The 18,513-nt window shown below is 50.2% G+C and carries 13 protein-coding genes; all 13 read left to right on the top strand.

Translation table 11 applies throughout. The annotated features are described in order from the left end of the window. The first annotated feature begins 78 nt into the window (after positions 1-78). The 13 genes from AC1VOR_RS13705 (at position 79) to AC1VOR_RS13645 (ending at position 18,493) form a co-directional block, all read left to right on the top strand. Positions 79-1,872: an ABC transporter ATP-binding protein gene (locus AC1VOR_RS13705; protein WP_482618571.1), complete on the top strand. Its 1,794-nt coding sequence runs from the start codon at positions 79-81 to the stop codon at positions 1,870-1,872. Next, on the top strand, positions 1,853-3,763 hold the full coding sequence (locus tag AC1VOR_RS13700) for an ABC transporter ATP-binding protein (RefSeq protein WP_482618515.1): 1,911 nt from the start codon (positions 1,853-1,855) through the stop codon (positions 3,761-3,763). The genes AC1VOR_RS13705 and AC1VOR_RS13700 overlap by 20 nt, the downstream gene beginning before the upstream one ends. A 21-nt stretch (positions 3,764-3,784) precedes the next feature. Continuing rightward, on the top strand, positions 3,785-4,537 hold the full coding sequence (locus AC1VOR_RS13695; protein WP_482618514.1) for an AAA family ATPase: 753 nt from the start codon (positions 3,785-3,787) through the stop codon (positions 4,535-4,537). A gap of 545 nt (positions 4,538-5,082) precedes the next feature. After that, positions 5,083-5,949 (top strand): SDR family oxidoreductase, encoded by an 867-nt coding sequence (locus tag AC1VOR_RS13690; RefSeq protein ID WP_482618513.1) that lies wholly within the window; start codon positions 5,083-5,085, stop codon positions 5,947-5,949. A gap of 211 nt (positions 5,950-6,160) precedes the next feature. Continuing rightward, a complete protein-coding gene (locus tag AC1VOR_RS13685; RefSeq protein WP_482618512.1) occupies positions 6,161-6,853 on the top strand; it encodes a response regulator transcription factor in 693 nt (230 codons plus the stop codon). Further along, on the top strand, positions 6,831-9,023 hold the full coding sequence (locus AC1VOR_RS13680) for a sensor histidine kinase (RefSeq protein WP_482618511.1): 2,193 nt from the start codon (positions 6,831-6,833) through the stop codon (positions 9,021-9,023). The genes AC1VOR_RS13685 and AC1VOR_RS13680 overlap by 23 nt, the downstream gene beginning before the upstream one ends. Positions 9,024-9,064: 41 nt before the next feature. Then, positions 9,065-9,967, top strand: a complete 903-nt coding sequence (locus tag AC1VOR_RS13675; RefSeq protein ID WP_482618510.1) for a hypothetical protein — start codon at positions 9,065-9,067, stop codon at positions 9,965-9,967. Positions 9,968-10,314: 347 nt separating this feature from the next. Beyond that, positions 10,315-11,610, top strand: a complete 1,296-nt coding sequence (locus tag AC1VOR_RS13670) for an extracellular solute-binding protein (protein WP_482618570.1) — start codon at positions 10,315-10,317, stop codon at positions 11,608-11,610. Between the two features lie 110 nt (positions 11,611-11,720). Continuing rightward, positions 11,721-12,599, top strand: a complete 879-nt coding sequence (locus AC1VOR_RS13665) for a carbohydrate ABC transporter permease (RefSeq protein ID WP_482618509.1) — start codon at positions 11,721-11,723, stop codon at positions 12,597-12,599. 43 nt (positions 12,600-12,642) lie between these two features. Beyond that, positions 12,643-13,506, top strand: coding sequence for a carbohydrate ABC transporter permease (locus AC1VOR_RS13660; RefSeq protein ID WP_482618569.1), 864 nt, complete (start codon positions 12,643-12,645; stop codon positions 13,504-13,506). Positions 13,507-13,568: 62 nt separating this feature from the next. After that, positions 13,569-15,383: a histidine kinase gene (locus AC1VOR_RS13655; RefSeq protein ID WP_482618508.1), complete on the top strand. Its 1,815-nt coding sequence runs from the start codon at positions 13,569-13,571 to the stop codon at positions 15,381-15,383. After that, positions 15,364-16,902, top strand: coding sequence for a response regulator transcription factor (locus AC1VOR_RS13650; RefSeq protein WP_482618507.1), 1,539 nt, complete (start codon positions 15,364-15,366; stop codon positions 16,900-16,902). The genes AC1VOR_RS13655 and AC1VOR_RS13650 overlap by 20 nt, the downstream gene beginning before the upstream one ends. A 97-nt stretch (positions 16,903-16,999) precedes the next feature. Next, entirely contained in the window at positions 17,000-18,493 is a 1,494-nt protein-coding gene (locus AC1VOR_RS13645) for a family 20 glycosylhydrolase (protein WP_482618506.1), read from the top strand. Positions 18,494-18,513 lie beyond the last annotated feature (20 nt).

Raw genomic sequence — 18,513 nt, 5'->3', positions numbered from 1 at the left:
CTTATGCCTTTCCTGCGGCCAAGCCGTCAGGAGGGGCTTTATTTGTCTTCGGACTGGGCCGGAAACGGAGGGGTAGGGATGACTGTCATATTTGGATTTCTTAAAAAGTACCGGGTAGCCGCCATTTCGGCGATTGCCATGCTATTCATCGAACTGGCTGTGGAACTCATTCAGCCGCTATTAATTGCCCGTATCATTGATGATGGCATTCGTGAAGGTAATGTGGCCGTCGCCTGGCTCTGGGGCGGAGTCCTTACAGGTAGTGCGTTGCTCGCTTTTCTTGGAGGCATCGGCAGTTCCTTTTTTGCTGCTCACGTCAGCCAAGGGGTAGGTTATGATCTTCGGGACAAGTTGTATGAGAAGGTACAATCGTTCTCCTATGAGGTGTTCAACCGCTTTGCGGCTTCCTCGTTAATCACTCGGCTGACCGGGGATATCACCGTGCTGCAGGATATGATCTTCATGAGTCTGCGCTTTGCCACGCGGGTTCCATTATTAGTGATTGGCAGCGTGGTTATGGCCCTTCTGGTCCATGCGAAGCTGGGGCTTCTGCTCACCGTGATGGTGCCTATACTGCTGTGGTTCGTGTTGTGGATGATTAAGAAGGCGGCGGCTTTGTTCCGAACTGTGCAGCAGCGTACCGACCGTATGAATGGCTTGATTCAGGAAAATCTGACCGGCATGCGGCTGATTCGGGTATTCGTGCGTATGGGCCATGAGATCGGCCGGTTTCAGCGGCGCAATCGCGAGTTAAGAGAAGACTCGGTTACGGCATTGCGGCTGACGGAGACTACGATGCCATTTCTGTTATTCGTCATGAATGCCGGAATTATTGCGGTGCTGTGGTTTGGGAGGCTGGAGATTCAAAGTGGCGGGGCTACCGTGGGTGAGGTTGTCGCCGTTATCAACTATTCCTTGCGCACGATTGGCGCTTTGTCGGCATTGTCATGGATTATGAATTCGTTCTCCCGAGCTTCAGCGTCGGAAGGGCGGATTCGGGAGGTGCTGACCACCGATGATCCGGAAGCAGAACTTGGGGTCATTGCCGGGAATTCTGTGCAGCCGAAAGTTGTGGATAGGAAGGATAGTCCGGATGTCGCCCTCACGCCAATCCAGGGGGCCATTGAATTCTCCGGGGTGTCCTTCCATTATCCGGGCCGGGAGGAGGCTGTATTGGAGCAGGTGTCCTTCACCGTGAAGCCGGGGCAACGAGTAGCAATCATGGGAGCAACGGGCTCCGGTAAGTCCTCGCTGATCCAGCTAGTGCCCCGGCTGTACGAACCAACTGAGGGAACGATTCGCATCGACGGCAGGGACATTCGGGAAGTAGACCGTACCGAACTGCGTCATGCCATCGGCTACGTTCCCCAAGAGGTGATGCTGTTCACCGGAACGATTCGGGAGAACATTGCGTGGGGACTGGAAGAGGCGGATGACCGGCAGATTGAGACGGCGGCCAGGCGTGCGCAGATCCATGAGATGATCACCCGCCTTCCGCTCGGCTACAAGACGCGGCTCGGTCAACGTGGTGTGAACCTGTCGGGTGGACAGAAGCAGCGTTTATCGATTGCCAGAGCGTTGGTGCGGCAGCCTTCGATTCTCATTCTGGACGACAGCACCAGTGCTCTGGACGTACGTACGGAGGCTGCCCTGCTGGAGGAAGTATCGCATCTCTCCTGCACCACCCTGCTGGTCACGCAAAAGATCAGTGCCGTAGCTTCTGCAGATTTAATCCTGCTGCTTGACGATGGGCGTCTGATCGCAAGCGGCAAGCACGAGGAATTGCTTGAAAGCTCGGCGTTATATCGTCGCATCTATGAATCCCAATATGGCAAGGAAGGGGAGGTGCAGCATGTTCAAGACCTTCATTGAGCCCTTTCGTCATCCTTATCCCAAGCTGGACGTGAGTAAGGGGAATCCAGAGCGCGATGTGCAGGCTGAACGGGCGATAGCACAGGAGAAGCAGAGACGGGGCGGACATGGCGGAAGCCGGGGAATGCCAGCTCCTAAGGTCAGGGCCAAGAACTGGTCGGGTACGCTGGGACGAATCTGGCAGTATCTATCCGTGCATCGGGCCCGGCTTGGAGCCGTTCTGTTGATGGTTGTGTTCAGTTCAGGGCTGGCCCTGCTGGGTCCGTACATGGTCGGTATGGCCGTGGACCATTACCTTGAGGGTGGAGGCGGATCGTGGGGGCTGTTCCTGCTTGGCCTGCTGGCAGTATATGCCGGTTCTTCGTTGACCACCTGGCTGCAAAATATATGGATGATCGAGATTGCTCAGGAAACGGTGTACCGCATGCGCTCCGAGTTATTCGCCCAGCTTCACAAGCTACCGATTCCCTTCTATGGGAAGCGGCAGCAGGGCGATATCATGAGTCGGATGACCAATGATATGGATAACGTCAGTTCTACGCTCAACAGCTCGGCCATTCAAATTTTCTCCAGTGTTCTGACCTTGCTGGGGACGCTGGCGGTGATGCTGTATCTCAGTCCGTTGTTAACGTTGTTAACCTTTCTCGTTGTTCCGCTTATGCTGGCTGGCATGCGGTGGATTACGAAGCGGACGGGTCCTTTGTATCGCAAACGCCAGCAGGATTTGGGCAGTCTGAATGGCTATATAGAAGAAACCTTGTCCGGCCAGCGAATCATTAAGGCCTTCTCTCAGGAGCAGCGCGTGCTGCGGAACTTCCGTGAGCGCAATGAGACCATTCTTAGCTCCGGCTTCTGGGCACAGACTATCTCCGGATTTATCCCAAAGCTGATGAATGGGCTGAACAATCTTAGCTTTGCCATGGTTGCCGGGATCGGGGCTATCTTGGCTATTCGCGGTCATGGTGCGGTGACGATAGGGGTTATTATCGTGTTCGTGGAATATGCCCGTCAATTCACCCGGCCGTTAAATGATCTGGCCAATCAGTGGAATACCTTGCTATCAGCGATTGCCGGGGCAGAACGCGTATTTGAAGTGCTTGACGAGCAGGTGGAAGCCAGCGATGAAGTGGAAGCGGTGGAGCTGGACGCTGTGCGCGGAGCAGTTGCTTTCTCCGGGGTAGCCTTTTCCTATGGGGAAGACGATAAGGGGAATACGTTAGAGGACATCAATTTTGAGGCGGAGCCCGGAGAGTTAATTGCCCTGGTTGGGCCAACAGGGGCGGGAAAGACGACATTAATTCAATTGTTGTCACGATTCTATGAGCCATCAGAGGGAACAATATCTATTGATGGACATGATACGAGGACAATCCGCCGCGAGAGCTTGCGTTCGCATATGGCCTTTGTGCTTCAGGACTCCTTCCTGTTCCAGGGCACGGTCCGCGAGAACATTCGTTATGGGCGGCTGGATGCCACCGATGCCGAGGTAGAAGAAGCAGCCAAACTGGCTAACGCACATTCCTTTATTGTCCGGCTGCCTGGGGGTTACGACAAGGTGCTGGATGTGGGGGGCGGAGGAATCAGTCAGGGGCAACGTCAATTGCTTGGGATCGCACGGGCGATTCTGGCTAATCCGTCCATCCTTGTGCTGGATGAGGCTACAAGCAGCATCGACACGGTGACGGAAATCAAAATTCAGGAGGGCTTGCATCGCTTGATGCAGGGGCGCACCAGCTTTGTCATTGCCCACCGTCTGAACACGATTCGCATGGCTGACAAAATTATCGTTCTCAAAGAAGGAAGGCTAATTGAGCAGGGACCACATGAGGAGTTGCTTTCGCAGCGCGGGTTCTATTATAGCCTGTATCACGGCGGACTTATGGAGGAGTAAATGAATGGAGGGAACCATGGCATGAATATGCATGCTTATCTGCGGTCCATGCTGCTGCTGCGAGGAGAGGTTCCCGGCTTTGGGGCCTATCCTTTCAACCTTCCGGCCGTGACTTCACTGGAACGCCTGGAGTTCCATCCCAAGGTCACTTATATTGTTGGAGAAAATGGGATGGGGAAGTCGACCCTGCTGGAGGCCATCGCGATTGCGCTTGGTTTTAATGCAGAGGGAGGAACACTCAATTTAAACTTTGCTACAGCGGAGACGCATTCCGAGTTGTACCGCTATCTTCGGATGGTTCGTGGGGCGGTGAGGCCGAGGGATGGCTTCTTCTTCCGGGCAGAAAGTTACTATAATCTGGCGACGGCCATCGATGAACTGGACCGACAGCCGATGGCTGGGAGAGCCATTAAGGACTCGTACGGAGGGAAATCCTTGCACATGATGTCGCATGGAGAGTCCTTTTTTGCTACCTTTATGAACCGCTTCGGCGGGCGTGGCCTATACATTCTGGATGAGCCTGAAGCCGCCTTGTCTCCCTATCGCCAGATGGCGATGTTATCCCGAATTCATCAATTGGTGGGGCGTCATTCGCAGTTTATCATTTCAACGCACTCACCTATTTTGATGGCTTATCCAGACAGCTTGATGTACCAATTAACCCCTGCCGGGATTGAACAAACGGTGCTGGAGGCGACGGACCATTTTGTCATTATGAAGGAATTCGTCAACCATCGGGCGGGGATGCTGGAAGAGCTGTTCAAGGAGGAATAGAAGCTCAATTTAAAGATTAGCGGTTGACGTTGACCGTTAGTAAGACTTATGAGGGGAATTGCACGTATCCCAAGAATTAGCTGAATACCACTGGTTCCCAAGAAGGCTCTATTCGAGGATTTTTTATTATAGGGAAAAACTCCCGCTAAATGGAGCATATCAGCCGAAATTGGGGGTTTATAGGGATTTTCTCATGCTAATTATTGTGAAATGGTCGATTTTGGGGTAAAACCACAAAATTAACATGAGGATTTCCTGCTATATGTGATATTTGGGGAAATACAGGCGAATTAGCATGAGGATTTCCCGTTAGAGGTATTCGTTTTTGTTCTGATCTGGAGTAGAAGCTATGTAAGTTGAACAAATGATTTAGGCGAGGAAGCAGACGAGATAATGTTCGTACAAGCGCTGCCTCTCCTTTAGTTCAACTATATAGTTTTTGCAGGAGTAGTAATGCTGTTTGACTTATCACCAACCTGAAACTATAATGGTTACAGGTTAAAAAATTCTTGATCAGGAATTTAACGATAAGGGAGGAATTCAGGATGAAAATATTAGTAACGGGCGCAACGGGGCAATTAGGTTCCAAGGTAGTAGATGCGTTGTTAGGCTTGGTTCCGGCAGGGGAAGTCGTGGTTAGTGTACGTCAGCCTGAGAAGGCTTCTGCGCTGAGCGCGCTTGGTGTGGAGGTGAGGTACGGGGACTTTGATGAACCGGCTTCGCTGGATAAGGCCTTTGCAGGCATTGACCGTCTGCTGATCGTATCCACGCAAGGGGATAACGACACTCGGGTGCGTCAGCATGGGGCAGCCGTTGAAGCTGCGAAACGGGCAGGGGTACAGTTCATTGCCTACACCAGCGTGGTGAACGCAGCCGATAGCCAACTAGCCTTGGCACCCGTGCATAAGGCCACTGAGGAAGCCATCCTGAAGACAGGCATTCCTTACGCATTCCTGCGCAACAACTGGTATATTGAAAATGAAACAGGCACGATCCAGGGCGTTCTTGCCGGAGCTCCTGTTATTACCTCAGCCGGTAGTGGCAAGGTAGGCTGGGCTACGCGTGGAGATTATGCCGGGGCTGCTGCTGTGGTGCTTGCTGGCACAGGTCATGAGAACAAAATTTATGAGCTCTCGGGTAAGCTGCTTACCCATGATGATCTGGCCAAGAGCATGGGTGAAGCGCTGGGGCGCGAGGTTCCCATTCAGCATGTGGACGATGCAGGTTATGCTGAGGCTATGCGCGGAGCGGGAGTACCGGAGCCGGTCGTTCCTTTCCTCGTTGCAATCCAAAGCGGTATTCGCGAGGGAGGCTTGGATATAGCCAGCGATGATCTGGAGACGTTGCTTGGTCGTCCTGCAACTCCGCTGGTTGAAGCCATTCGTGAAATTGTGAAGGAAGTACAGGGATAAACCAGGATTGGCTAATGGACATAGTTATACAAGGATGAGCATCCTTCCCTTTTAGTGGGGAGGATGCTTTTTTTATGTAATAGAGGATGTTCTAAAAGTCTGTGTACGAGGTAAAATTAAGAATTTCTTCAGAAAGTTCCTTCATGAATGTTAAGATTTTCCCTTTACTATACAATGATGAGAGCAGATTAATAGGGAAAGTAGGGAGAGCATGAGCAATTACGCTGTGCTGGTTGTCGATGATGATAAGGAAATTCGGGATGGCATCGAAATTTACCTCAAGAATGAAGGACTTACGGTACATAAGGCAACGAATGGCATAGAAGCGCTAGCGGTCCTATCCAGCCAGCAGGTTCATCTTATCATTATGGATATTATGATGCCGGGGCTTGATGGAATTGCTGCAACGTCAAAAATTCGTGAGGAGAAGAATATTCCTATCCTGATGCTAAGCGCTAAAAGTGAGGACAGCGATAAGATATTAGGTCTTCATATAGGAGCCGACGATTATGTGACCAAGCCATTTCATCCGATGGAGCTAGTGGCCCGAGTGAAGTCACAGCTAAGAAGATATGTAAACCTGGGGGCTTATGCGGAAATATCCTCCCTTATTGATCTAAAGGGCCTGATCCTGGATACAGCCTCCAAGGAGGTCAAGGTCTTTGAGCAAGCGGTCAAGCTTACGCCGATCGAGTATAAAATTGTCGAGTTGCTAATGACAAATGCGGGGCGTGTATTTTCGATCCATGAGATTTATGAGCGGGTATGGAGAGAGCCTTGCTTTAACGCAGAAAATACAGTCGCGGTTCATATTCGGAAAATAAGAGAAAAAATCGAAATTGATCCGAAAAATCCAAAGTATTTAAAGGTGGTGTGGGGTATTGGCTACAAAATGGAAAAATAAATACATAGTGGGTTTTTGGGCAATCCTGCTCACCTTTGGTTTGAGCGGAATCGTAATTACTTTTTCCTTAGGCGGTAATTATGCGCAACGAAATTATTTTCATACGCCGGCCTTTCAAGGGCAACTAGATGAATTTGCTAGCTACTTGAACATGTTCGTGCTTAATGATCTGCCCCTTGAGGAAGCCAAGCAGCAATTGACGGTTACGGAAGGTGAGATCGTTGACTACTGGATGAGTCAAGGAGGTATTACGGTTCAATCCGACTCCTTGGCGGGCGATTATCAATTTTATATCAGTGATGCACCGCCGGCTGGTCATGAAGAAGCGAGGGCTTATCCTGATGCTGAAATGGAGGCTTTTGCTCGGGTTGAGCTGCTGCGCGAAAAGGAACGGCAACTGGAGGAATACTTTCAAGAGAGAGAAATCTTCAGAAGCCAATATGCCAAGTTTCATGACCAGTTTCAATATTATTTTACAAGCAGCGTTTCCGATAAATTTTACACAAATATGAGCAGTGTTGATGCGAGAGCAGCCGAAATAGAGATGAATTCCCAGAGCTTGCATTATCGGACACGCTACTATGTTCCCAATGACGTATACCTCATGACTTTTAACACTGCCCATGGGGAGCTGAAAGAGAAGCACATCCCGTTTCAAGGGGAGATCGCTGTATCCTCAGACTTAGCTCCAGGCAGTGACCTGATGGTTGAGTACAACAGGTACAGGCAAGGGCAAATCATTGTCTGGTCTTATGTGTTTGCGGCTATGGCTGCTCTCCTAATTTGTGGTCTCAAGCTCAATAAGAAAGTGCTCCTTCTTTGGTCAGGGAACAAATGGGCGATGTATTATAATAAGCTGCCTGTAGATCTGCGGATCATGTTGTTAATCTTGACCAGTATCGGTGCTGTCAGCCTGCTGTTTTTTATGAAAGGAACCTTTGAGTACTTGTATCACAGCTATTTTGCAGGTTTGTGGACATTCTTTGTTGATATGCTGACAGGCTGGCTGCTGGCCTCGCTGCTGGTGCTGGTTACTTTTATTCAGGGAAAATATATAGTGGACGCTGTGACGAACGGGCAGCTTCTTCGGCAAGAGTGGGAGAGGAGCCTGCTGTACCGTACTGCCCAACGAATGAAGTTAGGGTCTCGTCAAGTCAAAACAGGTTTTACCAACGCCTTTCTTAAAAAGAGTGTGGGCATGCAATCTGTGTCGCTTATGCTTATGGTATTCACTTGGGGAGCGTTGACGGTAATCATCGTATTTTATCCCTTAATGATCTTCTTGTATGCTCTCTGGCTTGCGGCAGCCATTCCAATGGCTTGGCTCTCAATTAAGCAGATCGGCTATTTTAACCAGATTGTGATCAAGACCGAAGAACTGACCAGAGGGGATATCCGTCAAGACCTTCCGGTGAAGGGTAAATCTGTACTGGCTGTCATGGCTGGAAATATGAATCTGTTAACTCAAGCCGCCAAGACCTGGCAGAATGAGCAGGCCAAGAGTGAACGATTAAAGACGGAGCTCATCACGAATGTAAGTCATGACTTGCGGACACCGTTAACCTCTATTATTACCTATACGGAGTTGCTGAAAAAGGAAGACGTAACCCGTGACGAACGGCAAGCTTACGTAAATATCATTGATCAGAAATCCCAGCGGCTCAAGGTGCTGATTAATGATTTATTTGAAATCTCCAAAATGGCTAGTGGAAATGTGGAGGTGGTGAAGGAAAAGGTTGATTTGATTCAGCTACTCCAGCAGGCATTGGCAGAATACAGTGATAGTATTGCTGAATCCAGCCTGCACTTCAGATTCTTGAACGGTTCTGGGCCGGTGTATGCTTCAGTGGATGGTCAAAAGCTGTGGCGTGTATTCGATAATCTCATTGGAAATGTCCTGAAATATTCACTTGAACACTCGCGCGTCTATATCTCTGTACAAGAGCTTGGTAATCAGGCAATGATCTCCTTTAAGAACGTAACTAAATATGAACTTAGCGGAGATATGGATGAGCTTCTGGAAAGGTTCAAACGGGGAGACTCGTCGCGCCATACTGAGGGCTCGGGGCTGGGTCTGGCGATTGCCAAATCCATTGTAGAGCTTCATGGAGGGAAGTTTGATGTTCATGTGGAGGGTGACCTGTTTAAAGTAGATATCACTTTGAGTTAAAATAAAACCCAAAGCTGGTTAGGATGAGCGGGGTGGGGAAGATGAGAGATCACACGAAAGCTGGAAATGTCTATTATGCCGAGCTATTTGTGGCTGATAAGAAGGACTTTGAATTTGTTTATTCTGTAGGCATAGACTTAATCACGAACCAATATATGACCGAACATTCCAGGTATATGGAGCAATCTTTTGTAGCCTATAATGAAAATACGTATCGCCTAATTGATACAACAGAGTTTATGCAATTGTTGGAGCAGGCCTTTTCCCGGCATATCATCTCGGAACAGACCTATACGCAGCTCAAGACATATGAGAAGCTCAACCTCGAGGCCATTCAAAATTTGTCAGCTCAGTATGAGAAAATAGCTCAGAAGATCATCAGGGAGCAGAGAAGGAAAGTTCGTATTCCGACTAAGACAGGCCCGGAACAACAGCATGTGTATAAACATTATCATAACTACCGGGACCAAAATGATTTTGAACTCTTTTATTTAAATCGGTATTCCAAAAATCATGGTTGGTGTATCAGACTGGTGCGTAACGAAATTGGCTATAACCTGGTTGTCATATACAGCAAGGACCCGATTACTGATTTGTATGAGGAATCGGAATACATCGGCTTCTTAAAGCGCTACTACCATGAAGTTGACTGCTACGCCAGCTACGATGTCTACGAGAAACAACTGACAGCATGGGAGATCAACGATATTATACAATGGCTAGAGGAAGAGCAGTTCTATGCTCTACTTGCCCCTAAGATGAAATTGACTAATCAAAAGAGCGTGGGGTATACAGGGGAATGTCAGATTAAAGTGAAGTATGATAAAACAGAAATAAACGGATATACCTCTAATGATTCTAAAGAAGCGTGTGGCATTGACTTCTTTAAGCTGATTGATCGCTGCTGGAATATAGCAGAGCATGGGTCTTTCTTAATAATATGAACGGGGTGATATAACTGCTAATCCTCATTCTGATTCTTCAGATCATCATACTCTTCTTCCTATTCGCCATTAATGAAAAAATTCCTAAACGGGATTTTGTAAAAGAAGCTATGGAACGCGATGCCAAGGCACGTGAGGAGAAAGAGAAGAACCGATAGCATATTGCTCTGGAAGGTTACCTGTCCACACCGGGTAGCCTTCTTTTTTGCTTCTCCCGCCTTAGAGCAATCCGATATTTTTCACCCCTATGCCCGCAAATCGTCACCTTACCTATTGATAACGCTTCCATTAGAATGTAATTAATTTAAAGTAAGGGGGAAACGTTCTTGAAGACAAAATGGATAGCTATGATATGCAGTGCTGCCATGATGGTGTTATTGCTCTCCGGTTGTGGTGGGGGGAATGAGGGCTCCGGCAGTGGAGGAGAAGGAGAGAAGGTTAGCATTTCCATTTGGCATAACTGGACGGGGCAGGATGCCAAGGCGGTGGCGATGCGTAAGATTATTGAGGACTTCCGTGCCGATCATCCGGAGATTGAAGTAATCGATGAAGGTCTGCCAACCGATGGTCTTAGAACGCGCTTGCGGACGGTGGCTGCCGCAGATGAAATGCCAGAGCTGTTCGTCATGTTCCCGGATGCGATGACTAAGGAATTCGTGAAGGGTAATCTGCTGCAACCTATTGATGAGGAATTGAATGCGAATCCTGAATGGCGGGATAACTTTATTCCCAATGCGCTGGACGGCTTCACGGTGGATGGCAAGGTGTACTCCGTACCGATGAATCTGGCGCCTAGCTCCTTTGTATTTTATAACGATGCCCTGTTCAAACAACATGATGTAAAGGTGCCTGAAACGTGGGAGGAATTACAGACAGCGGTGCAAACGTTCAAGGAGAACGGCGTCATTCCGATCGCGCTGGGCAATAAAACGAACTGGGTGGCACAGTCGACGTTCTTCAGTACCGTGGCGGATAGAATCACGGGTACAGATTGGTTCCTGAAGGCCGTCGAGCAGGAAGGAGCGAAGTTCACAGATCCTGAGTTCATCGAAGCGCTGAAGATGTTCCAGGAGCTGGGTGAGCTTGGTGCCTTCCAGGAGGGCTTCAATAGCCTGGATGAGACGCAGATGATGCAGCTTTACTTCCAAGGTAACGCAGCGATGGTTATCAATGGCGGCTGGGCATTGGCGAATCTGGTCAACAACGCACCACCTGAGGTGCTGGATAATACGCATATTACCATTGTGCCCGCCATCCCTGGCGGTAAAGGGGCACCGGATACCACCTCCGGAGTGGTCGGAACGGGTCTTGGCGTAAGCAAGAAGCTAAGCGGCAGTCAGAAGGAAGCAGCGATGAAGCTGTTCTATGCGCTGGCTGGCCCGGATGGACAAAAGGCGACGCTGGAGAGCAGTACCCTGGTTAGCTATAACATCGAGTTGGATAAGAGCAAGGCTCATCCACTGTTTGTCGAGCTGTATGAATTAATTCAGAATGTGAAGATTGTACCGGTATATGATTCCAAGCTCGGCTCAGCCACGGTGGAAGTGGTCAATAATGGCCTGCAAGAGCTGCTGATGGGCGGAAATGCCGAGGATATTGCAGCGAAAATTCAAAGTGCTCAGGCTACGGCAGTAGAGAATTAAGCTCAGGCCCTCTCCCGACAATGGGTTGAACTCGCCCTAATAAGGAGGGGGCTTTCTATATGAAGCCTTGTTGAAGCAGGGACTCTCGGTTAAAAGGATGTGAAAAGAGGATGCATGCACTGCGCAGCAAGCGGTTTATTATCACCGGGCTATTGCCCGCCGTTGTGATCTACTCCTTGTTCGTATTTGTACCCGTCGTCTGGTCGGCTTATTATGGCTTCTTCAGTTGGTCCGGTATGGGCGAGGCCAAATATATCGGACTAGGCAATTATGCAGAAATTTTGAGGGACCCCGTGTTCGGGCGTGCACTTAAGAACAATGTTATCTTCGTGCTGGCCTCGGTATTTGGGCAGATTCCGCTGGCCTTGGCGTTGGCGGTGCTACTGCATAAAAATAATTTCTTGCAACGCTTCCTGCGTTCGGCGATTTTTCTGCCCATGGTGCTCTCGACAGTCGTCATCGGTATGATTTGGCAGTATATTTATCACCCGCAGATCGGCATTCTGAACTTTTTGCTGGATGCGCTCAAGCTGGGGGATTGGAAGCTGCAATGGCTGTCCGACGGTCATATCGCCATTTATTCCTTAATTCCGCCGCTCATTTGGAGTTATGTGGGCCTATACCTGATCATTTTTATGTCTGCCCTGCAAAATATTCCTGGTGAAATTCACGATGCTGCTAAGATCGATGGCGTCTCCGGTGTGCGTAAGCTGCTCTCTATCTCGCTACCGATGATCAAGAATACCGTGCAGGTGGCGGTTATTCTTTGTATTTCGGGGAGCCTCAAATCCTTTGATCTGGTCTATATCATGACCAAGGGCGGGCCGGCTCATGCCACTGAGCTGCTAGCCACATACATGTATAACTCGACGTTTGCGACGTATCGTTATGGCTTCGGGAGCGCTATTTCAACCAGCATTATGCTGATTAGTCTGCTGCTGATCGGCACCAGCCAGTGGCTGACCAACCGCAGGAGAGCACGTGACTAAGGGGAAAGGGGAGGTTATCATGAGTTCGACAACACCGATGTTCATGGGCAAGGCAGGACCCTCCGCTCAAGCGGGAAATCCGATATGGCGGAAAACGAGAAATGCGATATTTTGGACCCTGCTGACGTGCTATGGCATCGTGACTTTATATCCGTTTTTGTGGCTGGTGCTAAGTGCTTTTAAAACCAACGAAGATTTCTATGTACGTCCCTTTGGGCTACCTCAAGTGTGGCAAAGCGAGAACTTTATTCGGGCTTGGGACAGCTCTCGCCTGGGTACGGCGTTTGGGAACTCATTGATCGTAGCCTTGGGGGCGCTGGTATTAACCTTGTTCATCGCCGCGCTGACATCCTTCATTCTGGCCCGGTTTCAATTCCGCTGGAAAGGTGGAGTGCTGGCCTTCTTCGTCGTGGGGATGTTGATTCCGATTCACAGCACGCTGGTTCCCTTATTCATTCTAATGAAGCAGATGTCGCTGCTTAATACGTATTGGGCACTCATTTTGCCTTATACCGCCTTTGCCTTGCCTACTGCGGTCTTCGTATTGACGGCCTATTTGACCAGCGTGCCACGCGATCTGGAGGAAGCGGCGTTTATTGATGGGACAGGGTTATGGGGCTTGTTCTTCCGCATCATGTTGCCTATGTCTATCCCGGCGCTGGCCACCGTGACCATTCTTAGCTTTCTGCATTCCTGGAACGATTTTTCCTTTGCTTTGGTATTTATCAATAAAACAGCGCTTAAGACGCTGCCACTGGCCATCGCCAATTTTGCCGATGGCTATCAGACGGATTACGGCTTGACCTTGGCTGCGATGACGCTATCCGTGATTCCAACGATTGCCCTGTATTTGGTATTTCAGGAGCAGATGATGAAGGGAATGACCGCTGGCGCGGTGAAAGGATAAGGAAGGCTTCTTTGCATAAATCAGAAGCACAACTTACAGAAACCAAAGGGAGGGGCATGGCCATGCGCGGTTGGATGACTTCATCCTTACAGCGGAAGCTGTCGGTTGTTGTGGCAGGCTCGATGATCGTCCCTATGCTGGCTCTCGGGTTATTTGCCTTCCTGATCTCCTCCCGCATATCCGAGGAGAAGACCAAGCTGACGGGGAGCGACATGCTGAAGCAAATGGATGCCAATGTGCGGTTCATGCTGGAGGATATCGAGACGATCTCCATCTTCCTGATTGGTGAACGCGATTTGCAGGCGTATCTTAGCGAAACTGAGGATGAGGAAAGTGAGCGTATCGCGCTCGTAGGACGAATGACCAATTTGGCGGCTTCCAAGCCGTACATTGCCAATATTGCCATTTACCCAGGACAATTCCAGGCTGGACTGTCTACGGCTTTCTGGTATGAAAGTGGGTTGCCTAAGGAGGCGGAACAAGCCTTTGCCGGTGGGGTTAAAGTGTGGTCCGGTGTCTATGAGGTTCACGACTACGCCGGGCCACGGCAAGTAATAACCCTGTTTCGTCCTATCCGCAGTGTTCATGATTTCCGCCATTTGGGGTGGCTGGCCATCAGTCTGGATGAACGAGAGTTGTCCCGCAACTGGAAGGCACCGGAGCTTGGGCAGGCGGCTGGACAGGTAGAACTGATCGGGAAGGACGGGGCAATCCTCTCTGCCAGTGATTCAGATCGGCTGGGTCAGCCGCTGGAGGCCTATAGACCAGGGCTCTTGCAGCTAATTACCAGCCGTGCAGCGGGGCCGGAAGAAGCTGCCTATCGAAGTGGAAGTGTGATCTACGGGGAAGGGGAGGGGAAATCGACGGTGCTATACCGCCGGCAGCCGCTCACCGGCTGGGTGTTGACAGGGAGTGTGCCGTACGATCAGTATCGCGCTGAAAACCGTTATATGCTGACTCTGACTGCGGCTGTCGTAGGCTTGTCCGTGGCACTCAGCGTGCTGCTGATCTGGTTCATCGTGCGGCGAATTACGCTGCCGCTGCGTGTATTGACCCGGCATCTCTCGCGTATCGATCCGGAGCGGCCTCTGCCACGCTTCCCGGCCGAAGCAGATGATGAAATCGGCCGTCTTGGCCGCAGCTATAATATGTTGGGTGCTCACATCGAGCGCTTGAAGCGGGAAGTGATCCAGGGCGAAGTTCGCAAGAAGGAAGCAGATTTGCGCGCCCTCCAGGCACAGATTAACCCGCACTTTTTATACAATACCTTGTCCTCTGTACATTGGATCGCCTTAATGTCGGGGGAACGAAGGATAGCCGAGATGGTCGAGGGGTTAAGTGATTTTTTGCGGATTAGCTTGAATCAAGGGCGGGAATATTGTCCGGTGGAGCAGGAACTGGCGCATATTCATAACTACGTGCGTGTCCAATCGATTCGGTATCCAGACAAATTTATCGTAGATTACATGGTCGATGAGCATTTGCAGAATAAATGGATGCTCAAGCTGCTATTACAGCCCCTGGTGGAAAATGCAATGATTCACGGCATTCAGAAGCGAGAAGGGTTGGGAACGATTACGATTTTGCTGCAACATGAGGGCCACTCCATGAAGGTAATGGTGCTGGATGATGGAATTGGCATGTCTCCCGAGCGCTTGCAAGAGGTTCGCCAAGCCTTGGCAGCTCCGCTCTCCAAGCAAGACCGATCAGCACAAATAGGGGACAGCTATGGACTGGGTAATGTGAACGAACGGCTGCTGCTGCATTATGGCAAGGCGGCTTTGTTGCAAGTGGAGAGCCGGGAAGGTGAAGGCACGCAGGTATCGTTTTCGATTCCGCTTATGGAGGAGGTTCCTCATGAACATACTGATCGTTGATGATGAAGTCATCATCCGTACCGGGTTAGCCAGTGTCATTTCCTGGAGCGAGCTTGGCCTCCATCTGCTACACCCGGCCGCTTCTGCAGAAGAAGCACTAGAGCGTCTGGAAGAGGAACGTCCGGATATTCTCATGACCGATATTCGAATGAATGGTAAGAGTGGACTTGAACTGGCTGAGGAGGCTTCCCGGCTGCTTCCCGGGCTGGAGGTTATCATTCTGTCGGGATATGGGGATTTTGACTATACCCAGCAAGCCATTCGTCAAGGCGTAGGGGATTATTTGCTCAAAACAAGCAAGCCCGAAGAGATCATTAAGACGGTGTTGCAGGCGAAGCAACGGCTAATGGAGCGACGGTTGAAGGAATCCCATGCGCAGCGGCTGGCTCGGGAGGATCGGGTCCGGCAATTACAGCGCTGGGTCATCGGCGGGGAGGCCAAGGTGGCAGCCTCAATTTTGAGTGAAGAGGGATTTGGCCAGGGTGAGGGCTTATGGCAGGTACTCCTGGTTGCAGCCGAGGGCTGGGGAGCGGAAGGGAAAGCGGCTTCGCTGCTCAGCTTTGCCGTACATAATATGCTGGTAGAACTGTTGCCGCATACGGAAATATTTATTCATGAAGGGATTAATGTCTGTGTCAGGAGGGTATCTCTGGAGGGCCGGTACGAAGGAATAATAGAGCGGATTGAAGCCCTGCTGAAATGCCAACTGCATGCGGCCAAGGGGACTTGGGTTAACGACTACCAGCAGGTTCATCAAGCTTATGCTACGGCTCGGACCGCGCTCACCTACCATACTTTGCTGACAGGAGGGCATCTGATCGATTACAGCGAGGTAGCTAGGCGGCAAGGTGGAAGAACGGTATTGTCGCAAGAAGAGGAGAATGGGCTGGGGAGGATCTTGCTGGAGCAAGATGCAGTGGGCTTAAAAAGCTGGACCCGCATCTTGGCAGAAACATTGATTGCTGATCCGGAATGTACGCCATTATCGTTCAAGGCGTGCCTGCAATCGGCAGCCGTTGCAGCCCATCGCTGGCTGGAGCGTACGCTTCGGGCCATCGGCCGGGAGGATGAGGCCCGCTATGAGCCTTGCCTGCTGGAGCCTACGGAGGGCCTGAAGCAACGGGATATCCTGTTCCGTCACCTGCATGGCATCATGAGTCTGTACCATACTAAGCTGGCAGAGGGGCAGACCTCTCATGTGCAGCGCGCCAAGGCCTTTATTGAGTCCTGTCCCCCCCAAGAGCTTAGCTTGCAGCAAACGGCAAACTATGTTCATCTGCATCCGGGACATCTTAGCGAATTGTTCAAGAAGGAGACAGGAAGTACCTTTGGCGATTATGTCACGGGTACACGTATGCGCCGGGCTATGGAACTGCTCTCTGTGTCCCCGGCCAAAGTTAGTGAGGTGGCGGCCATGACGGGGTATGAGGATGTGAAGTATTTTAGCCGCTTATTTAAGAAGCACACGGGCAAGACGCCTAGCGAATATCGGGACCACATGCTGAACACCTATGTATAGAGATGATTATATGATCCATGTTGTTTGAATAAGCCAATAGCGTATACTAACAATAGATACGGAATGGATTATTACGCAAAGGGGATTATTATTGACCATGACAACGAAAAATAACTATGTGATGACCAGTGTTAAGTCCGGCTGGACTCATGCTGAGCAGGCTTGGAAATTGAATTCCCAGTCCAGATTAGTGATTGATCCTGCCTCTTATACAGCAGAAAGCACCTTGCAGCAGATTGTTGATTTGGTTCAAGTTGAAATATCGGATGGCATCTTGCCTTCTGCTGGATTGCCGGTGGTTCAGGGAACCGCGGCTGAAGCGGGGACAGGAGATATCTATATTGAACTAGATAGATCTACCGATTCAGACAAGCAGGAGAGCTACACCCTGGAGATCGGACCCTATATTCATCTTCGTGCTGCTAGTGAACGTGCGGTACTTTATGCACTGCGAGCACTGTTGGTTCAGGCTGCGGAAGACAAGCGCCTTGCCTTTGGAACCGTGACCGACTATCCGGTGATGCAGGAGCGGGCACTCCATCTGGATATGGGACGCAAGTTCTTTTCTGCTGATTGGATCAAGGCACGCATCAGAGAAATGTCCAGACTTCGCTTAAATATGCTGCAGCTTCACTTTTCTGAAAATGAAGGCTTCCGACTGGAGAGTAAACGTCACCCCGAGGTGATGTCTGAGGAGTATATAACGCAGGATGAACTGGCTGAATTGTTGAAGGAAGCGGCTGCGTATCAAGTGACGATTATCCCTTCGTTTGATTCGCCAGGCCATTTAGGCCATGCACTCCGGCTGCATCAGGAGTGGCTGCTGCATAATCGTGAGGGACAGGCGGCCAAAGGCGCCCTGGATATTACCAACCCGCAGGCCAAAGCGTTTGTGTTCGATCTGCTGGAGGAATATGCGGAATTGTTTAAAGACAGTCCCTTCTTCCACATCGGCGGTGATGAATTTATTGATTTTGAGCATTTTGATCAATATCCTCAGTTGGCGGATTATGCGAGAGAGACATTGGGTGTAAAGGGTGGAACGGGAATCGATGCCTACCTTCACTACATTAATGAAGTGGCCGACATTCTGGAGGGCAGAGGGTTTGTTGTGCGGGCCTGGAATGATGGATTGTACCGGGCCAATCAGACGCAACGGGTAGAGCTGAAAACCTCGATTCAGATTACTTACTGGACCAAGTGGCATCAAAATATGGCTTCCGTACAAACGATCATGGACCAGGGGCATGAGCTGATCAACTTCAACGATGCTTATTTTTATTACGTGCTTGGGGAAAATGCAGGCTACAAATATCCAACAGGTGATAAAATTTACGATGCCTGGCATCCTGGCTTATTCCCAAGAGTGAACGAGACGGAGAAGCAGGAGGTTTTGGCTCCGTATCCTCCCCAGCTTAAAGGCTGCTCCTTTGCCATCTGGAGCGATAAGCCGGAGGCCCAGACCCAGGAAGAGGTTAGCACTGGTATTCTGGAGCCACTCATGGCCTTGGCCGAATTGTCCTGGATTGGCGAGAAGCGGATGGGGAGTTTTGCAGAAGTTAAGGCAGCTTTCGCTGCATCGCTCTCCTAGATTGGGGATATGCCCACAAA

The organism is Paenibacillus sp. 1SOY10 (assembly GCF_056836745.1).
This window is presented reverse-complemented; position numbering and strand designations above follow the sequence as displayed.